The sequence below is a fragment of the uncultured Aquimarina sp. genome (genome assembly GCF_947492115.1).
In the GTDB taxonomy this organism is placed as follows: domain Bacteria; phylum Bacteroidota; class Bacteroidia; order Flavobacteriales; family Flavobacteriaceae; genus Aquimarina.
In genome coordinates, this window is the sequence record NZ_CANLMM010000002.1 from 833039 (window position 1) to 853595 (window position 20557).

Genomic DNA, 20557 nt, shown 5'->3' on the forward strand with positions numbered 1-20557 from the left:
TCATTTTATCATACTAATTAACAAATGTTTTCGTTCTAAACTATTATATTACAGTGAAAATCGTCCCTTAACACTAATTAAACCTATTGCCTATGATCTCTGATACTTCTTGTAACTTAGCATCGTTAGACCCTTATATTCCTACAGCAGAAAACCCTTGGAATGTAAGTAAAATTAATCATTTGTACCGCAGGGTCGCCTTTGGAGCTACTAAAACACAAGTAATTGACGCTTTAAATCAAAACGATCCTTCTGCATTAGTGGATTCATTAATTGATGAAGCCTTAGCACTTGTTCCTACAGCTGCTCCTGAATGGGGTTTCTGGAATCGTGATCAGTTTGAAGCGGCAGAAATGCTGAATGAAGACAATGATATAAATTTTTATCAAGAAGAAGGTAAACGACAAATGATTTATGATTTCTTACAAAATGGTTTAAGAGATCGATTGACTCTTTTTTGGAGTAATCATTTTGTAACAGAGGACCAAACCTATAGAAGTCCTGCATACCAATATCAATATTATAATCTTCTTCAATTTCATGCCCTTGGTGATTTCCGACAATTCGTGTACGACATAGGAATTTCTTCAGCTATGTTAGTATATTTAAATGGAGATGAAAACACCAGAGATCGACCTAATGAAAATTATGCTCGTGAATTATATGAATTATTTACGCTAGGAGTTGATAATGGATATGATGAAAATGATATCTTGGAAACTGCAAAAGCAATTACTGGTTGGACAGAGACCAATGATATCCCATGGGGACCTATTACTTTTAATCCTGGCCAGTTTAGTAATGACACTAAAACGATTTTTGGCCAATCAGCAAACTTTGGATACTATGGCTTAGGAAGTCCAGATGATGTTATTGCGCATCTGTTTGTACAAAGAGAAACACTTATTGCAAATTTTATCTGTGGTAAGCTATATACTTATTTCGTTAGTCCTACTTGTAATGAAGCGATTGTTGCAGAAATGGCTCAAACGTTTATTACTAATAATTTCCAAATTGCTCCTGTATTGCGTCAGCTATTCAAGAGTGAACACTTCTTTAATCAGGAAGCGATAGGTGCTATTATAAAAAGTCCAATTGATCTATTTGTATCCCATTTTAATCAATTAAATTTTGAATCACCTCCTTCACTCGCTTCACTAAATTCATTACTAGGAAGAACCACTACTATTGGACAAGAAGTTCTTAATCCAATTGATGTAGAAGGTTGGCAGGGAGATGAAGATTGGATTAGCCCAGATTACTTAATTGGAAGATGGGAAGGTGTACAAAACATTATTAATACTTTCTATGCCCAAAATCAGACACAATTTGGTGATTTCCTAAATGGTCTTCCGATAGGAACACTAGCAGATGGGTTTGTAAATAACACATTGCAAGGAGAACAAGTAACGGTTGTAGTTAAGGCAATTTTAGATTACTTTTTACCAAGAGGTCTAGAAGATCAGACTTTGTTCGATGAAGCATTGGCAATATTCAAGGAATTTTATCCTGAAAATTACTACGAACCTGATGCTGTTGCTCCCTTTTTATGGACATTAGATTTATCAGGTGTTCCTGATCAATTTTATGCGCTACTAAGTCACATTGATGAATTGCCTGAATTCCAACTTAAATAATTAACCTATGTGCGATACACACCACCCCAACAATATAAAAACGAACGTTAAAGAAGGCGTTTGTAATACAGATGATCACAAAAAATGGAACCGTAGATCTTTTTTACAAGCTCTAGGACTTGTCGGAGGAGGATCCATGATGCTAGCAAATACAAATCTTACTGTTTCCAGACCTTCTCCTCTATCCGTAGCTTTAAGTCAGGCCGAAACAGATAATATTCTAATTATATGTAGACTTGGAGGAGGAAATGATGGTTATAACACCATCATACCAGTAAATCAATATGATATTTATGCCAATGCAAGACCTTTAATAAAAATACCTCCTAGCGAATTCATCAACTTAGAAGAAAATGAATATGCTATGCCCAAGCCAATGAATAAATTGGAGAATTTATGGGGAGACGGAATGATGAAGGTAGCACATGGCGTAGGTTATGAAGACCAAACTTTGTCGCATTTTAGAGGTACCGATATCTGGGCAAATACAAATTTAGTGGAAGAAGAGCGATCTGGTTTTATGGGTAGATATTTTCAGGAATTGTATCCTAGTTATATTACTAATCCTCCAGAAAGTCCTCCATCTATTCAAATTGGTAGTATTGGTAACTTAATTTTTAGAGGACCAGAAAACGACTTCTCTTTTGCAATTTCTGATCCAAGACGATTAGAAGCTTACATCGAAAATCAAGGGTATAGTCTTGATCCTTCACCAGAATGTACTTACGGAGACCGTTTAAATTTTATTAGAGAAAGTACAAACGTTACATATACATATGCCGAAGCAATTTCTGCTGCGTTTAATAGATCAACAGATTTCGGAGGATACCTAGAAGATGATAACTTCGCTAGACAAATGAGAATTGTTGCTCGTTTGATTAAAGGAAATCTAGGCACCAAGGTGTATATGGTAACTCTAGGTGGTTTTGATACTCATAATAACCAAATACAGAGGCATCAACAGTTATTAAACTCCTTTTCTGAAGGAATTAGTGCTTTTTATGCAGACCTTCAGGCTTCTGGATGGGACGATAAGGTATTAACCATGACAATTTCTGAATTTGGAAGAAGATTAGTAGAAAATGGTTCATTAGGAACGGATCATGGAACTATAGCACCAATGATGTTTTTTGGTACAGGTCTTAATGGAAATGGATTTATCGGAGAACACCCTACACTTCCTGATAGCCCTACTGTAGGTTTCAATGCCGAAAGTACAAATGATTTTAGACAAATATACTCTACCGTTATGAAAGAATGGATGTGTATAGACCCTACTACGGTAAATGATGCATTACTGGGAGCAGAATTCGAATCTCTGGATTTAGGATTCTCTTGCGGTGGAGTAAGCCCAAATATTCCTGGAGATGGTGAAACACTTTCACACATAGTAACTTATGATGGCGGCCAGACCTTTATTAATATCAATAATCCCGAAACCACTCATGTGGATATTACATTGTTCAATATTATTGGTCAAAAAGTAGCAACATTACGAAATGAAATGCTTCTAGAAGGAGAGCATGTGATTGATGTTAAAGCTTCCTCAGAAACCAGACTTAGTACTGGACAATATGTATATAGAATCGAAACAGGATCTGGAAAATTTAGTAAATCATTATTGATCTCTTAATAGAGAGTTCAAATTAAAATTCAATAAAAAAAGGCACTTTTTGGTTACCCAAAAAGTGCCTTTTTTTATTGAACCTCACAAATACTAGCTCAACTTAAACGAATACTAGATAAGCTATAAAAAAGTTACTGTTATTACGTAATTTTTAGCGTTTTAAATTTTAATTTAAAACAACTCCAAATAATCACTCACTTTAATCGAACTAACAAAATTCTTAACTAACTCAATCTATTTATGACAACAACAAATACTTCATGTAATGTTGCTTCATTAAATGTCTATTCACCCAACAATTCTAATCCCTGGAATAGACAAAAAGTGAATCATTTATTTAGAAGAATTGGTTTTGGAGCAACTCCACAAATGGTAGAAGATGCCCTCAACCAAACTCCTGCTTCTTTAATTGACAATCTCATTGACGAAGCTTTGAACTTAAACCCTACTCCAGCACCTGTATGGGGATATTGGGTAAAAGATGATTTTGATGCCACTCCAGATAACCCATTCAGTTATAGAAGAGACTGGAAAAATCAAATGGTAGCAGATATGTTCCAGAATAACCTTAGAGATCGTCTTACCTTATTTTGGAGCAATCACTTTGTAACAGAAGATATTAATTATCAAAGTCCTGCATATTTGTTTCAATATTATAACCTATTGCAACTGCACTCTATAGGAAATTTTAAAGAATTCACTTCTGATATTGGACTTTCTTCTGCAATGCTTATCTATCTTAATGGATATGAAAACACAAAGAACAAACCAAACGAAAACTATGGAAGAGAACTCTATGAACTCTTCACATTAGGTGTAGATAATGGGTACACGCAAAACGATATTGTTGAAACTTCCAGAGCTCTTACTGGTTGGAATAAAAGAGAACAACGATGGGGTCCAATAACATTCGACGCCAATAAATTTGATGATGAAGATAAAACGATATTCGGTCAAGTTGGAAATTGGGACTATAATGATGTCATTAATATTCTTTTTGAACAAAGACCTCAGCAAATAGCACAATTCATATGTGGTAAATTCTATCGTTACTTTGTAAGTCCAGTTGTAAACACAAGTATTGTGAATCAACTTGCACAAACATTTTTAGATAACAATTTTGAAATTGCTCCTGTACTAAGACAACTTTTTAAAAGTGAACATTTCTTTGACGAAAAATCATATGGAGTTCATATCAAAAGTCCTGTAGATGTTCAGATTAACTTTTTTAAAGATCTAGGGTTCGAATTACCTGCTGATTTTGAATTTAATAATAAAATACGTGGAGGTTGCCAGGAGCTAGGTCAAGAACTACTAAAGCCTGTTGATGTAGCAGGCTGGCAAGGTGATAAAGATTGGATTGATTCTAGTACAATAACCCTAAGATGGGATAGACTTGGATGGTATGTTTGGAGAGCTTGGAGACATAATGAAGAGCAGTTTAGAACAATTGGTAAAAGTATTCTAGGAGGAAACTCTAATGATGTCGAGTTTGTCTCTAAATCAATCATGGATAATTTTTTATCTAAAGAACTTATTAGTGATACAGAATACGCTCAAGGATTAGAAATTTTTAAAGACCAAGTTCCAGAAAATTATTTTGAAGATGGCACTTGGGATCTAGATTGGGATACTGCTCCTAAGCAAGTATACAATCTTTTACAGTTTCTAATAAAAATTCCAGAATTCCAACTTAAATAAAAAACATCATGTGCGATACTCACTATACAAACTTTACACCTCAATCAGGGAGTTGTAATACTAAAGAACATAAAAAATGGAATCGTCGTTCATTTTTACAAGCCTTAGGGATTGTAGGTGGAGGAACTGTTGCATTTGCCAATACTGCCTTATCAGTATCTAAACCCTCACCTCTGTCTGCCGCTCTTAATGATTCCGAAACAGATAGAGTTCTTGTTATTGTAAGACTTAAAGGTGGAAACGATGGTTTAAACACCGTTATTCCTTTAAATCAATATGATACCTACGCTAACGCAAGACCTAATATTAGAATTAGAGAAAATCAACTCTTTAATCTTACTGATGAATATGGTATGCCAAATTATGCCAATAAATTCGAACAACTTTGGGGTAATGGCCAGATGAAAATAGTTCATGGCGTTGGATATGAACAAAGTGCTTTGTCTCATTTTACAGGATCAGATATTTGGGCAACATCAGATGTAACTGATCAGGAAACTTCTGGATGGATGGCGAGATATTTTGAAAATATTTATCCCGATTACTTACTTAATCCGCCAGAAAAACCCGCAGCTATTCAAATTGGAAGTAGTGGTAACCTTATTTTTAATGGGTCTCAAAATAATTTTGCATTTTCTGTTGCTGATCCTAAAAAACTATTTGAAATAGCACAAAATGGTTCATTGTACGATCTTAATAATTTACCCGATTGTACACATGGTGAAAAAGTTGGGTACCTAAAAGGTGTTGCTAATACAACATTTACCTATGCTGGTGTTATTAATGAAGCTTATGAAAGAACATCCGATTTTGGAAATTATCCAGACAATCGTCTTTCTCAGCAATTAAGTGTCGTTTCGAGACTTATTAAAGGTGATTTAGGAACTAAAGTATATTTTGTAACTCTTGGTGGTTTCGATACTCATAACGATCAATTAAACAGACAAGAAGAGTTGATTACTCAGTTATCAGAAACCATGGACTATTTCTATAAAGATCTTGCAGATGCCGGATGGGATGATAAAGTACTTTCTATGACAATATCCGAATTTGGGAGAAGAGTTAAAGAAAATGGATCTAGAGGAACTGACCACGGTACGGCTACACCTATGATGCTTTTCGGAACTGGTTTAGAAGGTAACGGTTTTATTGGAGAACATCCAGACTTATCTAATTTAAATCAGAATGGAAACCTGTATAACACCAATGACTTTAGACAAGTATATGCTTCCCTGATGAAAGAATGGCTATGTGTGGATAGTAATTTGGTAAATGAAGTGTTACTTGGTCAACAATTTAACAATCTTGATTTAGGGTTTAGCTGTAATAGTTTAGGAACAGATGGTAACGATGGTGATGAGATTCCAACGTTCGACAACTTTAATCATACTGTTACCTACACCGATAATCAATCATATATACATATTACAAATGCCGAAGCTGGTCATACTAATGTGGACTTATATAGTTCTTCTGGACAAAAGATTGCAAATCTAAAAAATGAAATTCTTTTAGAAGGAGAACACGTCATAAATGTAAAACAGGCTGCAAAAACCACACTATCCGAAGGTTTTTATGCTTATAGAATCACAAAAGGTAAAAAAAGCTATAGCAAACCTGTCCTTATTCTATAAAAGACGATCATCAAAACACTTGAAATCAGCATCTATATCTTTTAGATGCTGATTTTTTATTTCTCATACTCTTGGTTTAAATGAAAAAACACACATAATATCTAAGAATTCGCTATTCGTAAAACAACCATATTATTTATATAAAGGTTTCTTATTTTATCTAGGTGTTTATTACCTTTGTCCCTCATTTTTACAAGCATTATGAGCACATCAAAGAGATACACAATTACATCCGCATTACCATATACAAATGGGCCTATTCATATCGGTCACCTTGCAGGAGTTTACGTTCCAGCAGATATTTACTCAAGATATCTTAGAATAACTGGAAACGACGTAGCCTTTATTTGTGGTAGCGATGAACACGGTGCTGCCATACCAATGCGAGCTAAAAAAGAAGGAGTTTCTCCACAAGTTATTATAGATAAATATCATGCAATCATCAAAAAGTCTTTCGAAGATTTTGGTATTACTTTCGACAATTACTCCCGTACCTCTGCTCCTATTCATCACGAAACAGCTTCAGAGTTTTTTAAGAAATTATATGATGATGGTAAATTTATCGAAGAGACTTCAGAACAATTATATGATCCAGAAGCTGATCAATTTTTAGCGGATCGTTTTGTAATTGGTACTTGTCCTAAATGTGGACATGAAGAAGCCTATGGAGATCAATGTGAAAACTGTGGAAGCTCTCTTAATGCTACCGATCTTATTAACCCAAAGTCAACCATCTCTGGAGCAAAACCAACATTAAAACAAACCAAACACTGGTTTTTACCATTGGATCAATATGAAGACTTCCTAAAAGAATGGGTTTTAGTTGGTCATAAGAAAGACTGGAAAACAAATGTATATGGTCAGATAAAATCTTGGGTAGATGATGGCCTACGACCAAGAGCTGTAACTCGTGATTTAGATTGGGGTATTCCAGTTCCGGTAGAAGGTGCAGAAGGAAAAGTACTATATGTATGGTTTGATGCACCTATTGGTTACATTTCTTCTACCAAAGAATGGGCTGAAAGAGAAGGTAAAGATTGGGAACCTTATTGGAAAGACAAAAACACAAAGCTTGTCCATTTTATTGGTAAAGACAATATCGTATTCCATTGTATTATTTTTCCTAGTATGCTTAAAGCGGAAGGTAGCTATATCTTACCCGAAAATGTTCCTGCTAATGAATTCCTGAATTTAGAAGGAAATAAGCTATCTACTTCCAAAAACTGGGCAGTTTGGCTTCATGAATATTTAGAGGATTTCCCAGGAAAACAGGACGTATTACGCTACGTACTTACCGCAAACGCTCCAGAAACTAAGGATAATGATTTTACTTGGAAAGATTTTCAGGATAAAAACAATAATGAATTAGTAAATAATTTCGGAAACTTTGTAAATCGTATTGTGGTGCTTACTAATAAATATTATGAAGGCATTGTACCAACTCCCAATGAATTTTCGGAAGTGGATTTACAAACCTTAACAGCGCTTAGAGCTTATCCTAATGTTATAGGTAGTTCTATAGAAAGATATCGATTTAGAGAAGCAAGTCAGGAGTTATTAAATGTTTCCAGATTAGGAAATAAATATCTTGCAGACGAAGAGCCATGGAAACTTATCAAAACAGATCCCGAACGTGTAAAAACAATTATGTATGTTGGATTACAAATCGCATCTGCTTTGGCAACTTTATCTGAACCGTTTTTACCATTTACTTCGCAAAAACTAAAAAATATGCTCGCGCTAACATCTAATGATTTAGAAGTTCAGTGGAATGAAATAGCTGATAAAGAAGTTTTATTGGTTGCTGGTCATAAAATCGAAAAAGGAGAATTATTATTTTCTAAAATAGATGATGCCGATATCCAAAAGCAACTGGATAAACTAGAAGCTACCAAAAAAGCTAACGAAGCAGAAAATAAAATTGTAGAGCCACAAAAAGACACAGCTACTTTTGAAGATTTTACCAAAATGGACTTACGTGTTGGGACGATTGTAGAAGCTGAAAAAATGCCAAAAGCTAAGAAGTTATTGGTGCTCAAAGTAGATACAGGGATTAATACAAGAACAATCGTTTCTGGGATTGCAGAACACTTTAAACCCCAAGATCTCATCGGAAAAAAAGTGACCGTTCTTGTTAACCTTGCACCAAGAAAACTAAGAGGTGTAGAAAGTAAAGGTATGATTCTTATGACGGAGACACCTGATGGAAAACTAGTATTTCTAAACCCTGATGAAGAAAGCGTAAAACCAGGAGCGGTAATTAGCTAATAAAAAGCTAAGAATATACAAGTTTAAAAAAGGGGTAACATTTATCCCTTTCTTGCAACTAATTGATACTAATTAAAAGATAAAAGATGAGAAAAGTTGTTATTTTAATTGGTGTATGGTGTGTTGTATTTTCATCAGTTGCACAAGAAAAAGTACTAGAATTAGGAGAGGTTTTTGAGAAAAAAAGATCCAATAAAGAATGCTATGCTCTTCCTAATCAGCTTAATAAAAATTTAGTCCTATTATTTGAAGAAGGAAAACAGTTTTATGCACAATTGGTGGATCAAGACTATCAAGAGGTGTCTAAAGTTAATGCTAAAACGATGCCTTCTAAGTATCGATATATATTAGGCTATAATATTATAGGTAATAGATATTCTATCTTTTTTAGCAATAGTCAGAATACTAAATTTGGTGTTCAAACTTTTAACTTCGATACAAATATCTCAGAAAACACCCTTCTCGACTTTAAAATTAAAGGAGAGAAGTATGTAGAGAGTATTGTTCATAACAATAAGATTCACCTAATTACAATCACAAGAAAAACATCAGATCTTAATATTTATACTTTTGATCATAACTTCAAACCCACAAAACATGTAGTCTCCTTAAAAGAAATGGAGTATCCTAATCCAAAAAATAGAAATCATACCATAACAGCATACTATTTATTACTATCTATTGCAGGAGACAGATCAAGATCAATAATTGATGTTGAAAAAATTGAAGGCAGTAATCCAAATGTTATTGAAACAACCTCAAAAGAAAACAAACTGTATCAACTGGATAATCAATTAATTTTTAGTTTTGATTATGATCATGAAAAGACTCAATTATGTTTTATTGATTTAGAAAAATTTTCAGCTGAGGTAAAATCATATGATAAACCCTCTAAAACAGAGGAAGGATATTCCAAAAGCAACTCGTATATTTTTGACAACAAACTTTTTCAGATTGCAAGCTCCAATCAAAAAATGAAGTTCACAGTATTAGATCTGGAAACCGAAAAAATAATCAAAGAATATAAAGTAACCAAAGCAGATTCTATTACATTTAAAAATTCTCCTATTATTCAAGAAGGTGGTGGTATGTTCCCTTCATTTTCCGAAAACAGAGTTCGCGAAATGGAAAAGACATCAAAATACCTTAGAAAAATCTCCTCTTCTAATCTTGGTATTTCTGTATATAAAGTAGATGATGAGTACAATGTAGTTCTAGGAGGAACCAAAGAAATAATTACCGATAGTGGTTTCGGGATCAATGGTTTTGGTAGTGGATTAGGTTTTGGTGGAACCATTGATAATGGAATTTGGTTAAGTTTTAATCCTACCTTTTATGACTATAACACCTACTCCACCACAAAATCTACATATATTAATTGTTTGTTTGATTCTAATTTTAATCACATTAAAGGGGATATCGGAAAGAATAGTTACGATATACTTTTCGAATTTGAAGATGGATTAAGTGATGATATAAAAGCGGTAAATATCTTTTTACACCTAAATAAACTTCATTATGGCTTCTTTGACCCTAATAAAAAGACTTATGAGTTATTTAGCTTTAATAGATAAAATATAATATCAGTACTTTAACTTAGTCTTGCTCCAAATCCTTTCTAAGATCCAATTTTCTAAAAGCTGGAGAGAGTATAGAAGTTAAAATCACAGTGATTAATGTCATACTACCTCCAAACACAACTGCAGTTACAGTTCCCATATATTTAGCGGTAATACCACTTTCAAAAGCTCCTAATTCATTAGAAGAACCCACAAATATTGAATTTACCGAAGAGACCCTTCCTCTCATATGGTCTGGTGTTTTTAGTTGTAATATTGTTTGACGTATCACCATTGATATGCCATCAGTTACACCACTAAAAAAGAGCGCAACCACTGATATCCAAAAAACAGAAGAAAGTCCAAAGACAATAATACAGATTCCAAATCCAAAAACAGCTAGTAACAACTTCTTTCCTGCATTTTTATTAATTGGAAAATACGCTGTAGTAAACATAATAATAAATGCTCCTACTGCTGGAGCTGCCCTTAAAACTCCAAATCCCTGAGGACCTACCTTAAGAATATCCTGAGCAAAAACAGGTAATAACGCTACTGCACCACCAAAAAGAACAGCAATCATATCTAATGTAAGTGCTCCTAATATAGCTTTCGTCTTAAAAACAAATCGAATTCCTTCTTTCAAACTTTGTAATACTGGCTCTCCGATATTTGGGTTCATTATTGGTTTTACAGGAATTCTCATCAAGCATATAAAAGCAAAAGTGGCCCAACCTACAATAACCAGCATAGACCAATTTACACCAATTAGATTAATCATAAAACCAGCTAGTGCAGGTCCCAATACTGCTCCAACTTGCCAGGTTGAACTACTCCAAGTTGCAGCATTTGGATATATTTTTTTAGGTACTAATAATGCCAAAAGAGAAAAAATAGTTGGGCCCAAAAAAGCCCTAACAATCCCACCACAGAAAACCAACACATATATTCCAAATAATACAGTAGATTGTTGCATAGAGTCTATAATTTCAGGGTGAGTAAGAAAAAACAATCCCAAACTAATACACAAAAAACCTATAATACAGATACGAAGTAAACTTCTTTTTTCTTTTTGATCTACAATGTGGCCGGCAAATAAAGCCAATGATACAGCAGGAATCACCTCCATAAGACCTATAATACCCAAGGAAATAGGATCTTTTGTAATACTATACACTTGCCACTCTATAACAATAAATTGCATGGTCCAGGCCATGACCAAAGAAAAACGCAAAACTAAAAAAATACTAAATTCTTTATATCGCAATGCGGAATATGGATCGTTTTTCATTTATTGAGTAGTTTGTCCTGATAAAGATATGGTATTACATTAAAATTTTTCCAGATGCTTAAGCTTAAATCCAGCGATTACAAAAAAGATAGTATATTCGTTTTTTCTTTATTGAACTTATCATTCTTATCGATCAAATGCTAAAAATAGCATATCATCCAATCTATAAACATCCATTACCCGAAGGACATCGATTTCCGATGATTAAGTACGAGCTACTACCAAAGCAATTATTGCATGAAGGTACTTGTTATAAAGAGAACTTCTTTACGCCGGAAATTCCAGATTCTACACCAATTTTAGCAGTACATACCAAAGAATATTATGAAGCGTTAACTACTTTGTCCTTAGATCGAAAAGCCGTTCGAAAGATTGGTTTCCCTTTATCTCAAGAGCTTGTAGATCGTGAAATTATTATTGCCGATGGCACATTAAAAGCATCTGGATATGCCTTACAAAATGGTATCGCTATGAATATCGCTGGTGGCACACATCACGCTTATACAGATCGTGGAGAAGCTTTTTGTTTATTAAATGATCAGGCAATTGGTGCGAGACAATTGCTCAGTAAAAAATTAGTAGAAAAAGTACTGATTGTTGATCTCGACGTCCACCAAGGTAATGGAACTGCAGAAATCTTCGAGAAGGATCCAGCGGTCTTTACCTTTTCCATGCATGGAGCTAGTAATTATCCATTTAAGAAGGACCAATCCGATCTAGATATTCCGTTAGCCAACAATACCGGAGATAAGGAATATTTAAAAGCACTTAAAGAAACACTCCCTAAACTTATTGAAACGCAAAAACCTGATTTTATTTACTATTTATGCGGTGTAGACATTTTAGCTTCTGATAAATTAGGCAAACTTGGCTGCACTTTGGATGGTTGCAAAGAAAGAGATCGATTCGTTTTACAGACCTGTAAAGATTTAGAAATTCCAGTAATGTGTTCCATGGGAGGTGGATACTCTCCCGACATTAAAATCATCATTGATGCCCATGCCAATACTTTTAGATTAGCACAAGACATCTTCTTTTAACACCAGTTAAATTCAAAAAGCAGCTGACTGATACTATTTGATTATTTATTAAAATTTTTACCTTATTCGTAACGAATAACTTTAGGGAATTTTCCTAATAACTTATTATAGGAAATTACACTAATCGCAAAAACGGATATCAAAACATAAAGAAAAGCGAATATTTAAAGTAAAAATCAAAAGAATACCTAAAAAGATTTTCCTAAATACTAAACTGTAATACCTTAACGTTAGGAGTCATACAAATCATTACTAAGCTTAACTAAAATGAAAAAAAACTACATCATGTTCTTGATGGCAATGGTATTGTCATCTGGAATCGCTATTTCCCAAGAAAATTGTCAAGGTAATTGGCTAAGCGTAAGTGGGAACAAATTATTAGACTCTAATGGAAATGAAGTAATCCTAGCAGGTGTTAACTGGTTTGGATTCGAAACCCAACTTAGCAGTTTCCATGGTATTTGGTCTAGAGATCACAAAAGTGTATTGCAGCAAGCCAAAGATCTAGGTTTTAATTGTTTCAGAATTCCTTGGCATAATATGATGCTAAGAGATGGTGCTTCGATAACCATAAACTCATACGGAACTGATCCTTATAGTGGTGTATCGCCTATGAATGAAGAAGAAGCGAGTTATACTACTCCTCTACAATTACTAGATCGAGCTATTCAATGGTGCCAAGAAAATGATATGAAAGTAATCCTGGACTGTCATTCTAGAAACCCTGATGCTTATTTAGTAGAAAAATTATGGTATACCGATAATGTTCCTGAACAACAATGGATCGATGATTGGGTATTCATAGCGGATCGTTACAAAGATTATGACGCAGTTATCGGAATGGATATTAATAATGAACCTAACGGTAAAATTGACAATCCAGAAGGTGCTAGATGGGGAACGAATGATGAATTCGATTGGCGCTTAGCAGCTGAAAAGTGTGGAAATGCAATCTTAGAAGTAAATCCTAACGTACTAATAATGGTAGAAGGGATCGAAGCGTATAGAAAACCAGATGGAGAAGTAACATCGTATTGGTGGGGAGGAAATTTACAAGGAGCAAGAGACTTTCCGGTTAGACTTTCGAATCCAGCAAAACTAATGTATTCTCCGCATGAATATGGTCCAACCGTTTTTGATCAAGAATGGTTTTCTGCACCTGATTTCCCAGACAATATGCCAGGTATTTGGGAAGAGCAATTTAATTTCCTGAATACGAATGGAACATCTCCTTTATTGGTGGGAGAATTAGGAATTAAAGGTCAAGGTGGAAAAGATGAAATTTGGTTCCAAAAATTCATTGATTATATCAAAGAGGAAAAATTACATTTCACATTTTGGGCGTTAAATCCTAATTCTGGAGATACAGGTGGTATTTTAGATAACGATTGGACGACTGTGGTGCAATGGAAAATGGATTACCTACAACCTATTTTATCTAATCCAATACCTAACTGTTCTGGATCTACATTAAGCGTAACTGATGTTTCTGACATATCATTTGGTATATACCCAAATCCAGCTTCGCAAATAGTAACTTTTAACTATAAACCTGGAAGTATAGAGTCTATCAAAATATATGATTTGAATGGAAGAAAAGTAGATTTTATACAAAATGATGTTTTGTCTTCTGACAGCTACAGATATGACATTTCGAAACTAACAGCAGGAATGTATCTTTCAGAAGTTACACCTTCTAACTCAAAAGAAGTATTTACAAAGAAGATTGTTATTCGATAATAGAGGATAATCAATATATTAAAAAAGCGGTTTATAGTTACTATAAACCGCTTTTTTAATACAAAATTCTACATATAACAAAAACATGTACAAACGATTACATCTGATTATTGTATCTTGCTAGGTAAACAAAAGAACATGCAAAAAGACTGTCCAGAATGTGGTGAAAAAATTATTGGTAGAGCAGACAAAAAATTCTGTAGTGATTATTGTAGAAATGCTTTTAACAACAAACTCAATAAAGACAGTAAAAACTTGGTAAGAAACATCAATAATCGTCTTAGAAAAAACTATAGAATACTAGAAGAACTAAATCCTAAAGAAAAAACAAAAACTACGAAATCAAAGCTAATTTCTAAAGGTTTCGATTTTCAATTTTTCACTAGTATATACACTACAAAAGCAGGAACGGTATATTATTTTGTTTACGATCAAGGATATCTTCCATTAGAAAACGAATATTACGCATTAGTAAAAAGGAACAGTTAATATGTATTTTCTTAATTCTTTACAGCTAGATATTGGAAAAGGTGGTTTCATTTTTATTTTTTTAATAGCCTTTATCGTTGTCATTCTTATATCTCAGATATACAGTAAGAAAAATAGAATGCTCCGAAAATTAAAAGAGCACTCTTTTAAAAGAATTCAACTATGTAAAGAAGGTGAATACATAAAAATTAAGGGAGATGCTTTTCCAATTGAAGAGGCTCTTTTATCACCATTAAGCCAAAGAAAATGTCTGTATTACAAAATACATATAGAAGAAAAAAGAAGCAATGGAAAAAGCAGTTCTTGGCGCACTATAATCAAAGAAGAAAAGTTTCAAAACTTCATTATTGAAAGTGAAGGAGATAAAGCTATTGTGATGGCAGAAACCCCTAAATCTCACAAAACGACGTATCTAAATCAAGATGCAGAATTTACCTCAGGAACATGGAAAGATGCTCCCGAGTTTTTAGAAAAGTATTTACATAAGCATGGTAGAAAAAGTACTGGATTTTTAGGGTTTAACAAAAGTCTTCGATACAAAGAAGGAATCATCGAAATAGGTGAAAAAGTAACAGTATTAGGTATCGGTAATTGGAAAGAATCTGAACATAACTTTGATCGATATTCTTCCAAAAGTTTATATATCTCCGGAAACCAACAAGAAAAACTGATAATTACTGATCTTGTAAAAGCGTTAAATCCTAAAAACAAATAGTATTATAAATCTCTCCAATGTTGACTATTCATTTTTAAAGCCGCTTTCATTACATCTTTTTGACTAATTTGACCTACTAATTTACCATCTTCGATAATAGGAAATCGTCTTCTTTTTGTTTCCAAAAATTTATTTGCAGCATCAAAAATACTAATGTTCCCATCAATAGTTTCAACATTTTTAGCCATGAATCGCTCCACTTGAGCATCATCTATAGGCATATTGTAATAACGACTCTCATTTAATTGCTTGATACAATCACCCTCAGAAATAATACCTAACAATTCATTACGTTCATTAACTACTGGTCCTCCCGAAATTTTATTTTTTACCAAGGTTTCCATAACCTCTAAAACAGATTGTTTAGGAGAAAAAGTGATCAAATTCCTGGTCATGTAATCTGATACCTTAATCGGAGTATTGTCTTGTCTTTTAACTTTGGTTCTCGCGCCCTGAAAACTTATAATTCCCATAATTATAGTGATTTAGTGAATCTTAAATATAGTCATTTTACATTAGTTATTCAATATCATTTTAACATTAAAGATTCTAAAATGTTATTTTATTACCTTTATCAACATGAATTTTCTAACAAAAATTGATTTTTTCTCAAAAAAAGACACTAAACAAGAATAATCTTGAAAAAATAGTGTTGAAATGAAGAAGATAAGAATCATTTTGATAAAAATAATAGCAATTTCAATTATTACAACCCTAAAAAAACACTCTTAAACATTTAAATTTCAAATATTTACGACTCAACTAACTAAATAAGCAACAAACTGATGAAAAAAATTCTTGCAGTATTAACATTCATATCTATACTTTTTTCGATTTGGTATATCTTTTACAGCAGTATGCCCCAAACAATTTCGGATTTAGATACACCAGAACAAGAATTTTCTACATTAAGAGCTTTAGAACATGTAAAAAACATTTCCCAAAACCCTCATTATGTAGGAAGTCCAGGACATGATCAAGCAAAAAACTACATTATTGAAGAATTAAAAAAATTAGGCTTATCTCCTCAAATCCAAGAAGGCTTTTCGATTGGTGATAGAGGAACCATGAGTAAGCCTCAAAATATAGTTGCCAAAATCAAGGGTTCGAACCCAGGAAAATCATTGGTTTTATTATCACACTATGACAGCAGTCAACATTCATCTTACGGCGCCAGTGATGCTGGAAGTGGTGTAGCAACAATTTTAGAAGGAATTCGAGCATTTTTATATACAAAACAAGCACCTATAAATGATATTGTGATTTGCATCACTGATGGAGAAGAACTAGGATTAAATGGAGCGGATTTGTTTGTATCGGAACATCCATGGGCAAAAGATGCAGGTTTGGTTCTAAATTTTGAAGCAAGAGGAAGTGGAGGAAACTCATATATGCTTCTAGAAACCAATAGCAAAAATGGTAAAATGATTGATGAATTTATCAAAGCAGATCCTCAATTTCCCGTTACTAATTCATTAGCATATAGTATTTATAAATTACTTCCTAACGATACAGATCTTACCGTTTTTAGAAAACACGGAAACACTTCTGGTTACAATTTTGCTTTTATAGATGACCATTTCGACTATCATACTGCCAATGACACTTGGCAAAATCTTGATCTAAACACTCTGCAACATCAGGGCAGTTATCTCATGCCTTTACTATCTTACTTTTCTAAATCCAATATCAACGACTTTACCTCGGAACAAGACTATTTATATTTCAACACGCCTATATTTAAAATAATCAAGTATCCTTTTGATTGGATCTACCCTTTATTAGGCGTTGCTATCATTTTGTTTATTGGTTTTATCATTTATGGAAGATCCAAAAAGCGTATCTCTTTTAGTGAAGTTGGTAGCGGGTTTTTAGCATTTTTAATATCTTCAGGATTGGCAGGTGTTCTAGGTTTTGGACTTTGGAAAGTAGCCTTAATTATATATACTGGATATAACGATATTTTGCATGGTTTTCCTTACAATGGATATTATTACATTGCCGCAACCGTATTATTAGGAACAGCAGCCTTCTTTAAAGTTTATAGCATATTTGATAAGGTAGAAGCATTGCCCAGTTTACTGGTTGCACCTTTATTTTTCTGGATACTTATTTGTACTGGAGCAAGTATTTATCTTCAAGGCGCAAGTTACTTTATCATTCCTGTGCTCTTTTGTTTAGTTTGTCAGTTTGTACTTATTAACCAAAAGAGACCTTTTCCTTTTTTGATGTTACTATTAAGTTTGCCGTCTATTTTCTTAATTTCACCTTTTATAGCTTCTTTTCCTGTAGCCTTAGGCTTAAAAATAGCTTTTATTTCCTCTATTTTAACCGTTTTTCTATGTACACTAGTGATACCTGTCGTCGGGTTTTATTCTAAAAAGAGTCTTTTAGGAACTATTAGTTTTTTAGCAGCATTAACTTGTATTGGGATAGCACATTTCAAGTCTGATTTCACAAAGGAAAGACAAAAACCAAATAGCCTTATTTATGTTTTACAGGAAGATCAACAGAAAGCATATTGGACCTCCTATGATCATACACTGGACTCTTGGACCAAAAATTACATTGATCGCCTCAAAAACTTAGCTAAAGATTGGAACAAAAATACAATCGAAAGCAAATACAGCAGTGCATTCAATTATGTAAATCAGGCACCATTAAAAGATATTCAATCTTCTAAGGTAGAAACATCTTTTGACAGTATTGCAGGAGAAAAACGAATCTTAGACATTTGTATTCGACCTCAACGAGATGTAAACAGGATGGATCTCTTCATGCGTGAATCATTTGAGTTTCAAAGTTTATATGCCAATGGAGTAACCACAAAAGATATTATAAACAAGGATGGCACGATTCATAATTCCTTTACAAAACGCACAGGAAACCGGCTACTAACGTATCATCTAAGAGATAATGAGCCGTTAGAACTTAGAATGGAATTTCATAAAGACTCCGTTCCTGAGATCGTGTTATACGAATCTTCCTATGATTTGCTAGAAAGTGAGTTGTTCTCGATACCGAAAAGATCAGAAAACATGATCCCTAAACCTTTTGTATTAAACGATGCTATTACAATTAAAAAGACAATAAGATTAGAATATGTAGAAAAAACTGTGGATTCTAGTAGTATCCGCACTAACTTAGCCGCAGAATTATAAGATATTATATGAATAAGCAGATTAGTATTCTAGGTACAGGATGGTTAGGATTACCGTTGGCAAAGCGTCTTATTGCGAATGGATATACTATTAAAGGATCAACTACCTCAGTTAATAAATTAGACATTTTAAAAAACTCTGGTATCGACCCTTACATTGTTGAATTAAAAGAAACTAAGTCAGAAAACCAGAAAGCATTATTTTTAGAAAACAGTGAAATCTTAATTATTAATATTCCTCCTGGTTTAAGAAGAAACCCAGAAAGTAATTTTGTAGCTAAAATTGAACATATAATTCCTTATATCATAACATCAGGAGTAGAAAAAGTTCTCTTTATAAGTTCAACTTCTGTGTATACAGATGAAGAAGGATTTCCAGAAATCACATCCGACACTATTCCTAATGCTACAAAAAATGCTGGAAAACAACTTATTGAAACCGAAAAACTATTAAGAAATCATCCTAGCTTCAAAGCTACTATACTTCGTTTCGCAGGTTTGTTTGACAGTAGAAGACACCCTGCAACGATGCTATCTAAAAGAAAAAACATTCAAAATCCATTAGCTCCAGTAAACCTCATCCATAGAGAAGATTGCATTGGCGTTATCCAAAAAATAATTGAAATGGATCAATGGGATCAAATTTTTAATGCGTCTTATCCAGATCATCCTAAAAAGTCCGAATACTACAGTACTATTTGTAAGCAAATGAACTTACCAATTCCTGATTATGATTTTGAATCTTCTTCTAAAGGAAAAATAATCGCTTCTACCAAAGTAAATGAATCATTACAATACAATTTCACTCATGATTTATATAACTCTTAATATATTATAATCTTGGCAACCACATACCAACCGTGGCTGCAAAAACACCGATACCTGTAGCTATTATAGAAATAAATAGAACCATGGTCATACTCCACTGCTCCAACGCTATTTTTCTATCCTTTACCTTCAAATATACTTCAAGGATTCTTAATGGAATAAGATACTGACCAAATCCTAAAAAAGTAATAAACGGTCCTCTAAAAGTTTCTGGATCAAACCCTACTGGTTTTCCATGGATAAATAACCACAACATTAACCCTATCCTAAAAAACCACACTCCATTTACAGCCAGAAACAAACGTAATACCCAACGATTATGAGATACAAAGTTTTTTTGTAAAGCTGTTCTCCATGCAAATACAGCAAAAATCATCATTAGAATTCCATTAAAACTCACACTTATATCACCAATCCATCCTGTAACAGAACCTTTGGACAAGATCATATAAATTCCACTAAAACCAGCAATAAATGTGGTAACAAGGTATATTTTTCCATTCCACCGATGAAAAGACCGTGCTCTCATTCTAATCTTATCAATAAATTGTAGTGGTCCACCTATGATAATAATCACAGCAAACAGCAAATGAATACCCACTACAACATTACTAATGGTAGCTCCTTCTGTATAACCATGCGGTAGTACTTCGTTCCATTTTTGATAATTACCTTCGATTGCCGCCGTTCCATAAAACGTAGTTACATAAAATGCAAAAATCCATTGTCCTAATACTGCAATAGTGAACCAAACTCTAGCACTAATATGTAGCATCTTTTGTGACCTTATGGTATTAGTTTGATTAATATAAGTTGTATTCATAACTTTAAACTTTAATAATATGATTGATGAAATTGATATTTTGAA

Annotated in this window: 15 protein-coding genes; 12 read left to right on the forward strand and 3 right to left on the reverse strand. The window is 33.5% G+C overall.

Annotated features, from left to right (window positions below; translation table 11 throughout):
- Positions 1-92: 92 nt before the first annotated feature.
- From Q1A73_RS08915 to Q1A73_RS08940, 6 genes are all read left to right on the forward strand, one after another.
- Complete coding sequence (locus tag Q1A73_RS08915) at positions 93-1637, forward strand: DUF1800 domain-containing protein (protein WP_299604345.1); 1545 nt, start codon at positions 93-95, stop codon at positions 1635-1637.
- Positions 1638-1644: 7 nt separating this feature from the next.
- Positions 1645-3270, forward strand: coding sequence for a DUF1501 domain-containing protein (locus Q1A73_RS08920; RefSeq protein ID WP_299604347.1), 1626 nt, complete (start codon positions 1645-1647; stop codon positions 3268-3270).
- 234 nt (positions 3271-3504) lie between these two features.
- Positions 3505-4965, forward strand: a complete 1461-nt coding sequence (locus Q1A73_RS08925; RefSeq protein ID WP_299604349.1) for a DUF1800 domain-containing protein — start codon at positions 3505-3507, stop codon at positions 4963-4965.
- A gap of 8 nt (positions 4966-4973) precedes the next feature.
- Complete coding sequence (locus tag Q1A73_RS08930) at positions 4974-6599, forward strand: DUF1501 domain-containing protein (protein ID WP_299604351.1); 1626 nt, start codon at positions 4974-4976, stop codon at positions 6597-6599.
- A gap of 201 nt (positions 6600-6800) precedes the next feature.
- Positions 6801-8867, forward strand: a complete 2067-nt coding sequence (gene metG, locus Q1A73_RS08935) for a methionine--tRNA ligase (protein ID WP_299604354.1) — start codon at positions 6801-6803, stop codon at positions 8865-8867.
- Between the two features lie 86 nt (positions 8868-8953).
- A complete protein-coding gene (locus tag Q1A73_RS08940) occupies positions 8954-10441 on the forward strand; it encodes a hypothetical protein (protein WP_299604356.1) in 1488 nt (495 codons plus the stop codon).
- Between the two features lie 22 nt (positions 10442-10463).
- Here Q1A73_RS08940 and Q1A73_RS08945 read toward each other — a convergent pair whose 3' ends face one another.
- Positions 10464-11717: an MFS transporter gene (locus Q1A73_RS08945; RefSeq protein ID WP_299604358.1), complete on the reverse strand. Its 1254-nt coding sequence runs from the start codon at positions 11715-11717 to the stop codon at positions 10464-10466.
- A 137-nt stretch (positions 11718-11854) separates the two neighbouring features.
- Between Q1A73_RS08945 and Q1A73_RS08950 the strand changes: the two genes are divergently transcribed.
- The 4 genes from Q1A73_RS08950 (at position 11855) to Q1A73_RS08965 (ending at position 15701) form a co-directional block, all read left to right on the forward strand.
- Positions 11855-12757 carry a histone deacetylase gene (locus Q1A73_RS08950; RefSeq protein WP_299604361.1) on the forward strand — a complete coding sequence of 301 codons (903 nt, stop codon included), beginning with the start codon at positions 11855-11857 and terminating at the stop codon, positions 12755-12757.
- 267 nt (positions 12758-13024) lie between these two features.
- Complete coding sequence (locus Q1A73_RS08955; protein WP_299604364.1) at positions 13025-14497, forward strand: cellulase family glycosylhydrolase; 1473 nt, start codon at positions 13025-13027, stop codon at positions 14495-14497.
- Between the two features lie 138 nt (positions 14498-14635).
- Positions 14636-14986: a hypothetical protein gene (locus tag Q1A73_RS08960; RefSeq protein WP_299604367.1), complete on the forward strand. Its 351-nt coding sequence runs from the start codon at positions 14636-14638 to the stop codon at positions 14984-14986.
- Positions 14987-15104: 118 nt separating this feature from the next.
- A complete protein-coding gene (locus Q1A73_RS08965) occupies positions 15105-15701 on the forward strand; it encodes a hypothetical protein (protein WP_299604370.1) in 597 nt (198 codons plus the stop codon).
- Between the two features lie 2 nt (positions 15702-15703).
- Here the strand turns inward: Q1A73_RS08965 and Q1A73_RS08970 are convergent, their stop codons facing one another.
- Positions 15704-16174 (reverse strand): CBS domain-containing protein, encoded by a 471-nt coding sequence (locus Q1A73_RS08970; protein WP_299604373.1) that lies wholly within the window; start codon positions 16172-16174, stop codon positions 15704-15706.
- Between the two features lie 312 nt (positions 16175-16486).
- Here Q1A73_RS08970 and Q1A73_RS08975 point away from each other — a divergent pair, with 312 nt between their 5' ends.
- Together Q1A73_RS08975 and Q1A73_RS08980 are read left to right on the forward strand one after the other, a co-directional pair.
- Positions 16487-18862 (forward strand): M28 family peptidase, encoded by a 2376-nt coding sequence (locus Q1A73_RS08975; RefSeq protein WP_299604376.1) that lies wholly within the window; start codon positions 16487-16489, stop codon positions 18860-18862.
- A gap of 8 nt (positions 18863-18870) precedes the next feature.
- Complete coding sequence (locus tag Q1A73_RS08980) at positions 18871-19689, forward strand: NAD(P)H-binding protein (RefSeq protein ID WP_299604378.1); 819 nt, start codon at positions 18871-18873, stop codon at positions 19687-19689.
- Between the two features lie 4 nt (positions 19690-19693).
- Here Q1A73_RS08980 and Q1A73_RS08985 read toward each other — a convergent pair whose 3' ends face one another.
- Positions 19694-20512, reverse strand: coding sequence for a DUF2306 domain-containing protein (locus Q1A73_RS08985; RefSeq protein WP_299604381.1), 819 nt, complete (start codon positions 20510-20512; stop codon positions 19694-19696).
- Positions 20513-20557: the final 45 nt, after the last annotated feature.

Excerpts from the sequence above, each read along its gene's own strand:
- Q1A73_RS08915 (WP_299604345.1), top strand. The coding sequence starts at position 93 with ATGATCTCTGATACTTCTTGTAACTTAGCATCGTTAGACCCTTATATT.
- Q1A73_RS08920 (WP_299604347.1), top strand. The coding sequence starts at position 1,645 with ATGTGCGATACACACCACCCCAACAATATAAAAACGAACGTTAAAGAA.
- Q1A73_RS08925 (WP_299604349.1), top strand. The coding sequence starts at position 3,505 with ATGACAACAACAAATACTTCATGTAATGTTGCTTCATTAAATGTCTAT.
- Q1A73_RS08930 (WP_299604351.1), top strand. The coding sequence starts at position 4,974 with ATGTGCGATACTCACTATACAAACTTTACACCTCAATCAGGGAGTTGT.
- metG (WP_299604354.1), top strand. The coding sequence starts at position 6,801 with ATGAGCACATCAAAGAGATACACAATTACATCCGCATTACCATATACA.
- Q1A73_RS08940 (WP_299604356.1), top strand. The coding sequence starts at position 8,954 with ATGAGAAAAGTTGTTATTTTAATTGGTGTATGGTGTGTTGTATTTTCA.
- Q1A73_RS08945 (WP_299604358.1), bottom strand. The coding sequence starts at position 11,717 with ATGAAAAACGATCCATATTCCGCATTGCGATATAAAGAATTTAGTATT.
- Q1A73_RS08950 (WP_299604361.1), top strand. The coding sequence starts at position 11,855 with ATGCTAAAAATAGCATATCATCCAATCTATAAACATCCATTACCCGAA.
- Q1A73_RS08955 (WP_299604364.1), top strand. The coding sequence starts at position 13,025 with ATGAAAAAAAACTACATCATGTTCTTGATGGCAATGGTATTGTCATCT.
- Q1A73_RS08960 (WP_299604367.1), top strand. The coding sequence starts at position 14,636 with ATGCAAAAAGACTGTCCAGAATGTGGTGAAAAAATTATTGGTAGAGCA.
- Q1A73_RS08965 (WP_299604370.1), top strand. The coding sequence starts at position 15,105 with ATGCTCCGAAAATTAAAAGAGCACTCTTTTAAAAGAATTCAACTATGT.
- Q1A73_RS08970 (WP_299604373.1), bottom strand. The coding sequence starts at position 16,174 with ATGGGAATTATAAGTTTTCAGGGCGCGAGAACCAAAGTTAAAAGACAA.
- Q1A73_RS08975 (WP_299604376.1), top strand. The coding sequence starts at position 16,487 with ATGAAAAAAATTCTTGCAGTATTAACATTCATATCTATACTTTTTTCG.
- Q1A73_RS08980 (WP_299604378.1), top strand. The coding sequence starts at position 18,871 with ATGAATAAGCAGATTAGTATTCTAGGTACAGGATGGTTAGGATTACCG.
- Q1A73_RS08985 (WP_299604381.1), bottom strand. The coding sequence starts at position 20,512 with ATGAATACAACTTATATTAATCAAACTAATACCATAAGGTCACAAAAG.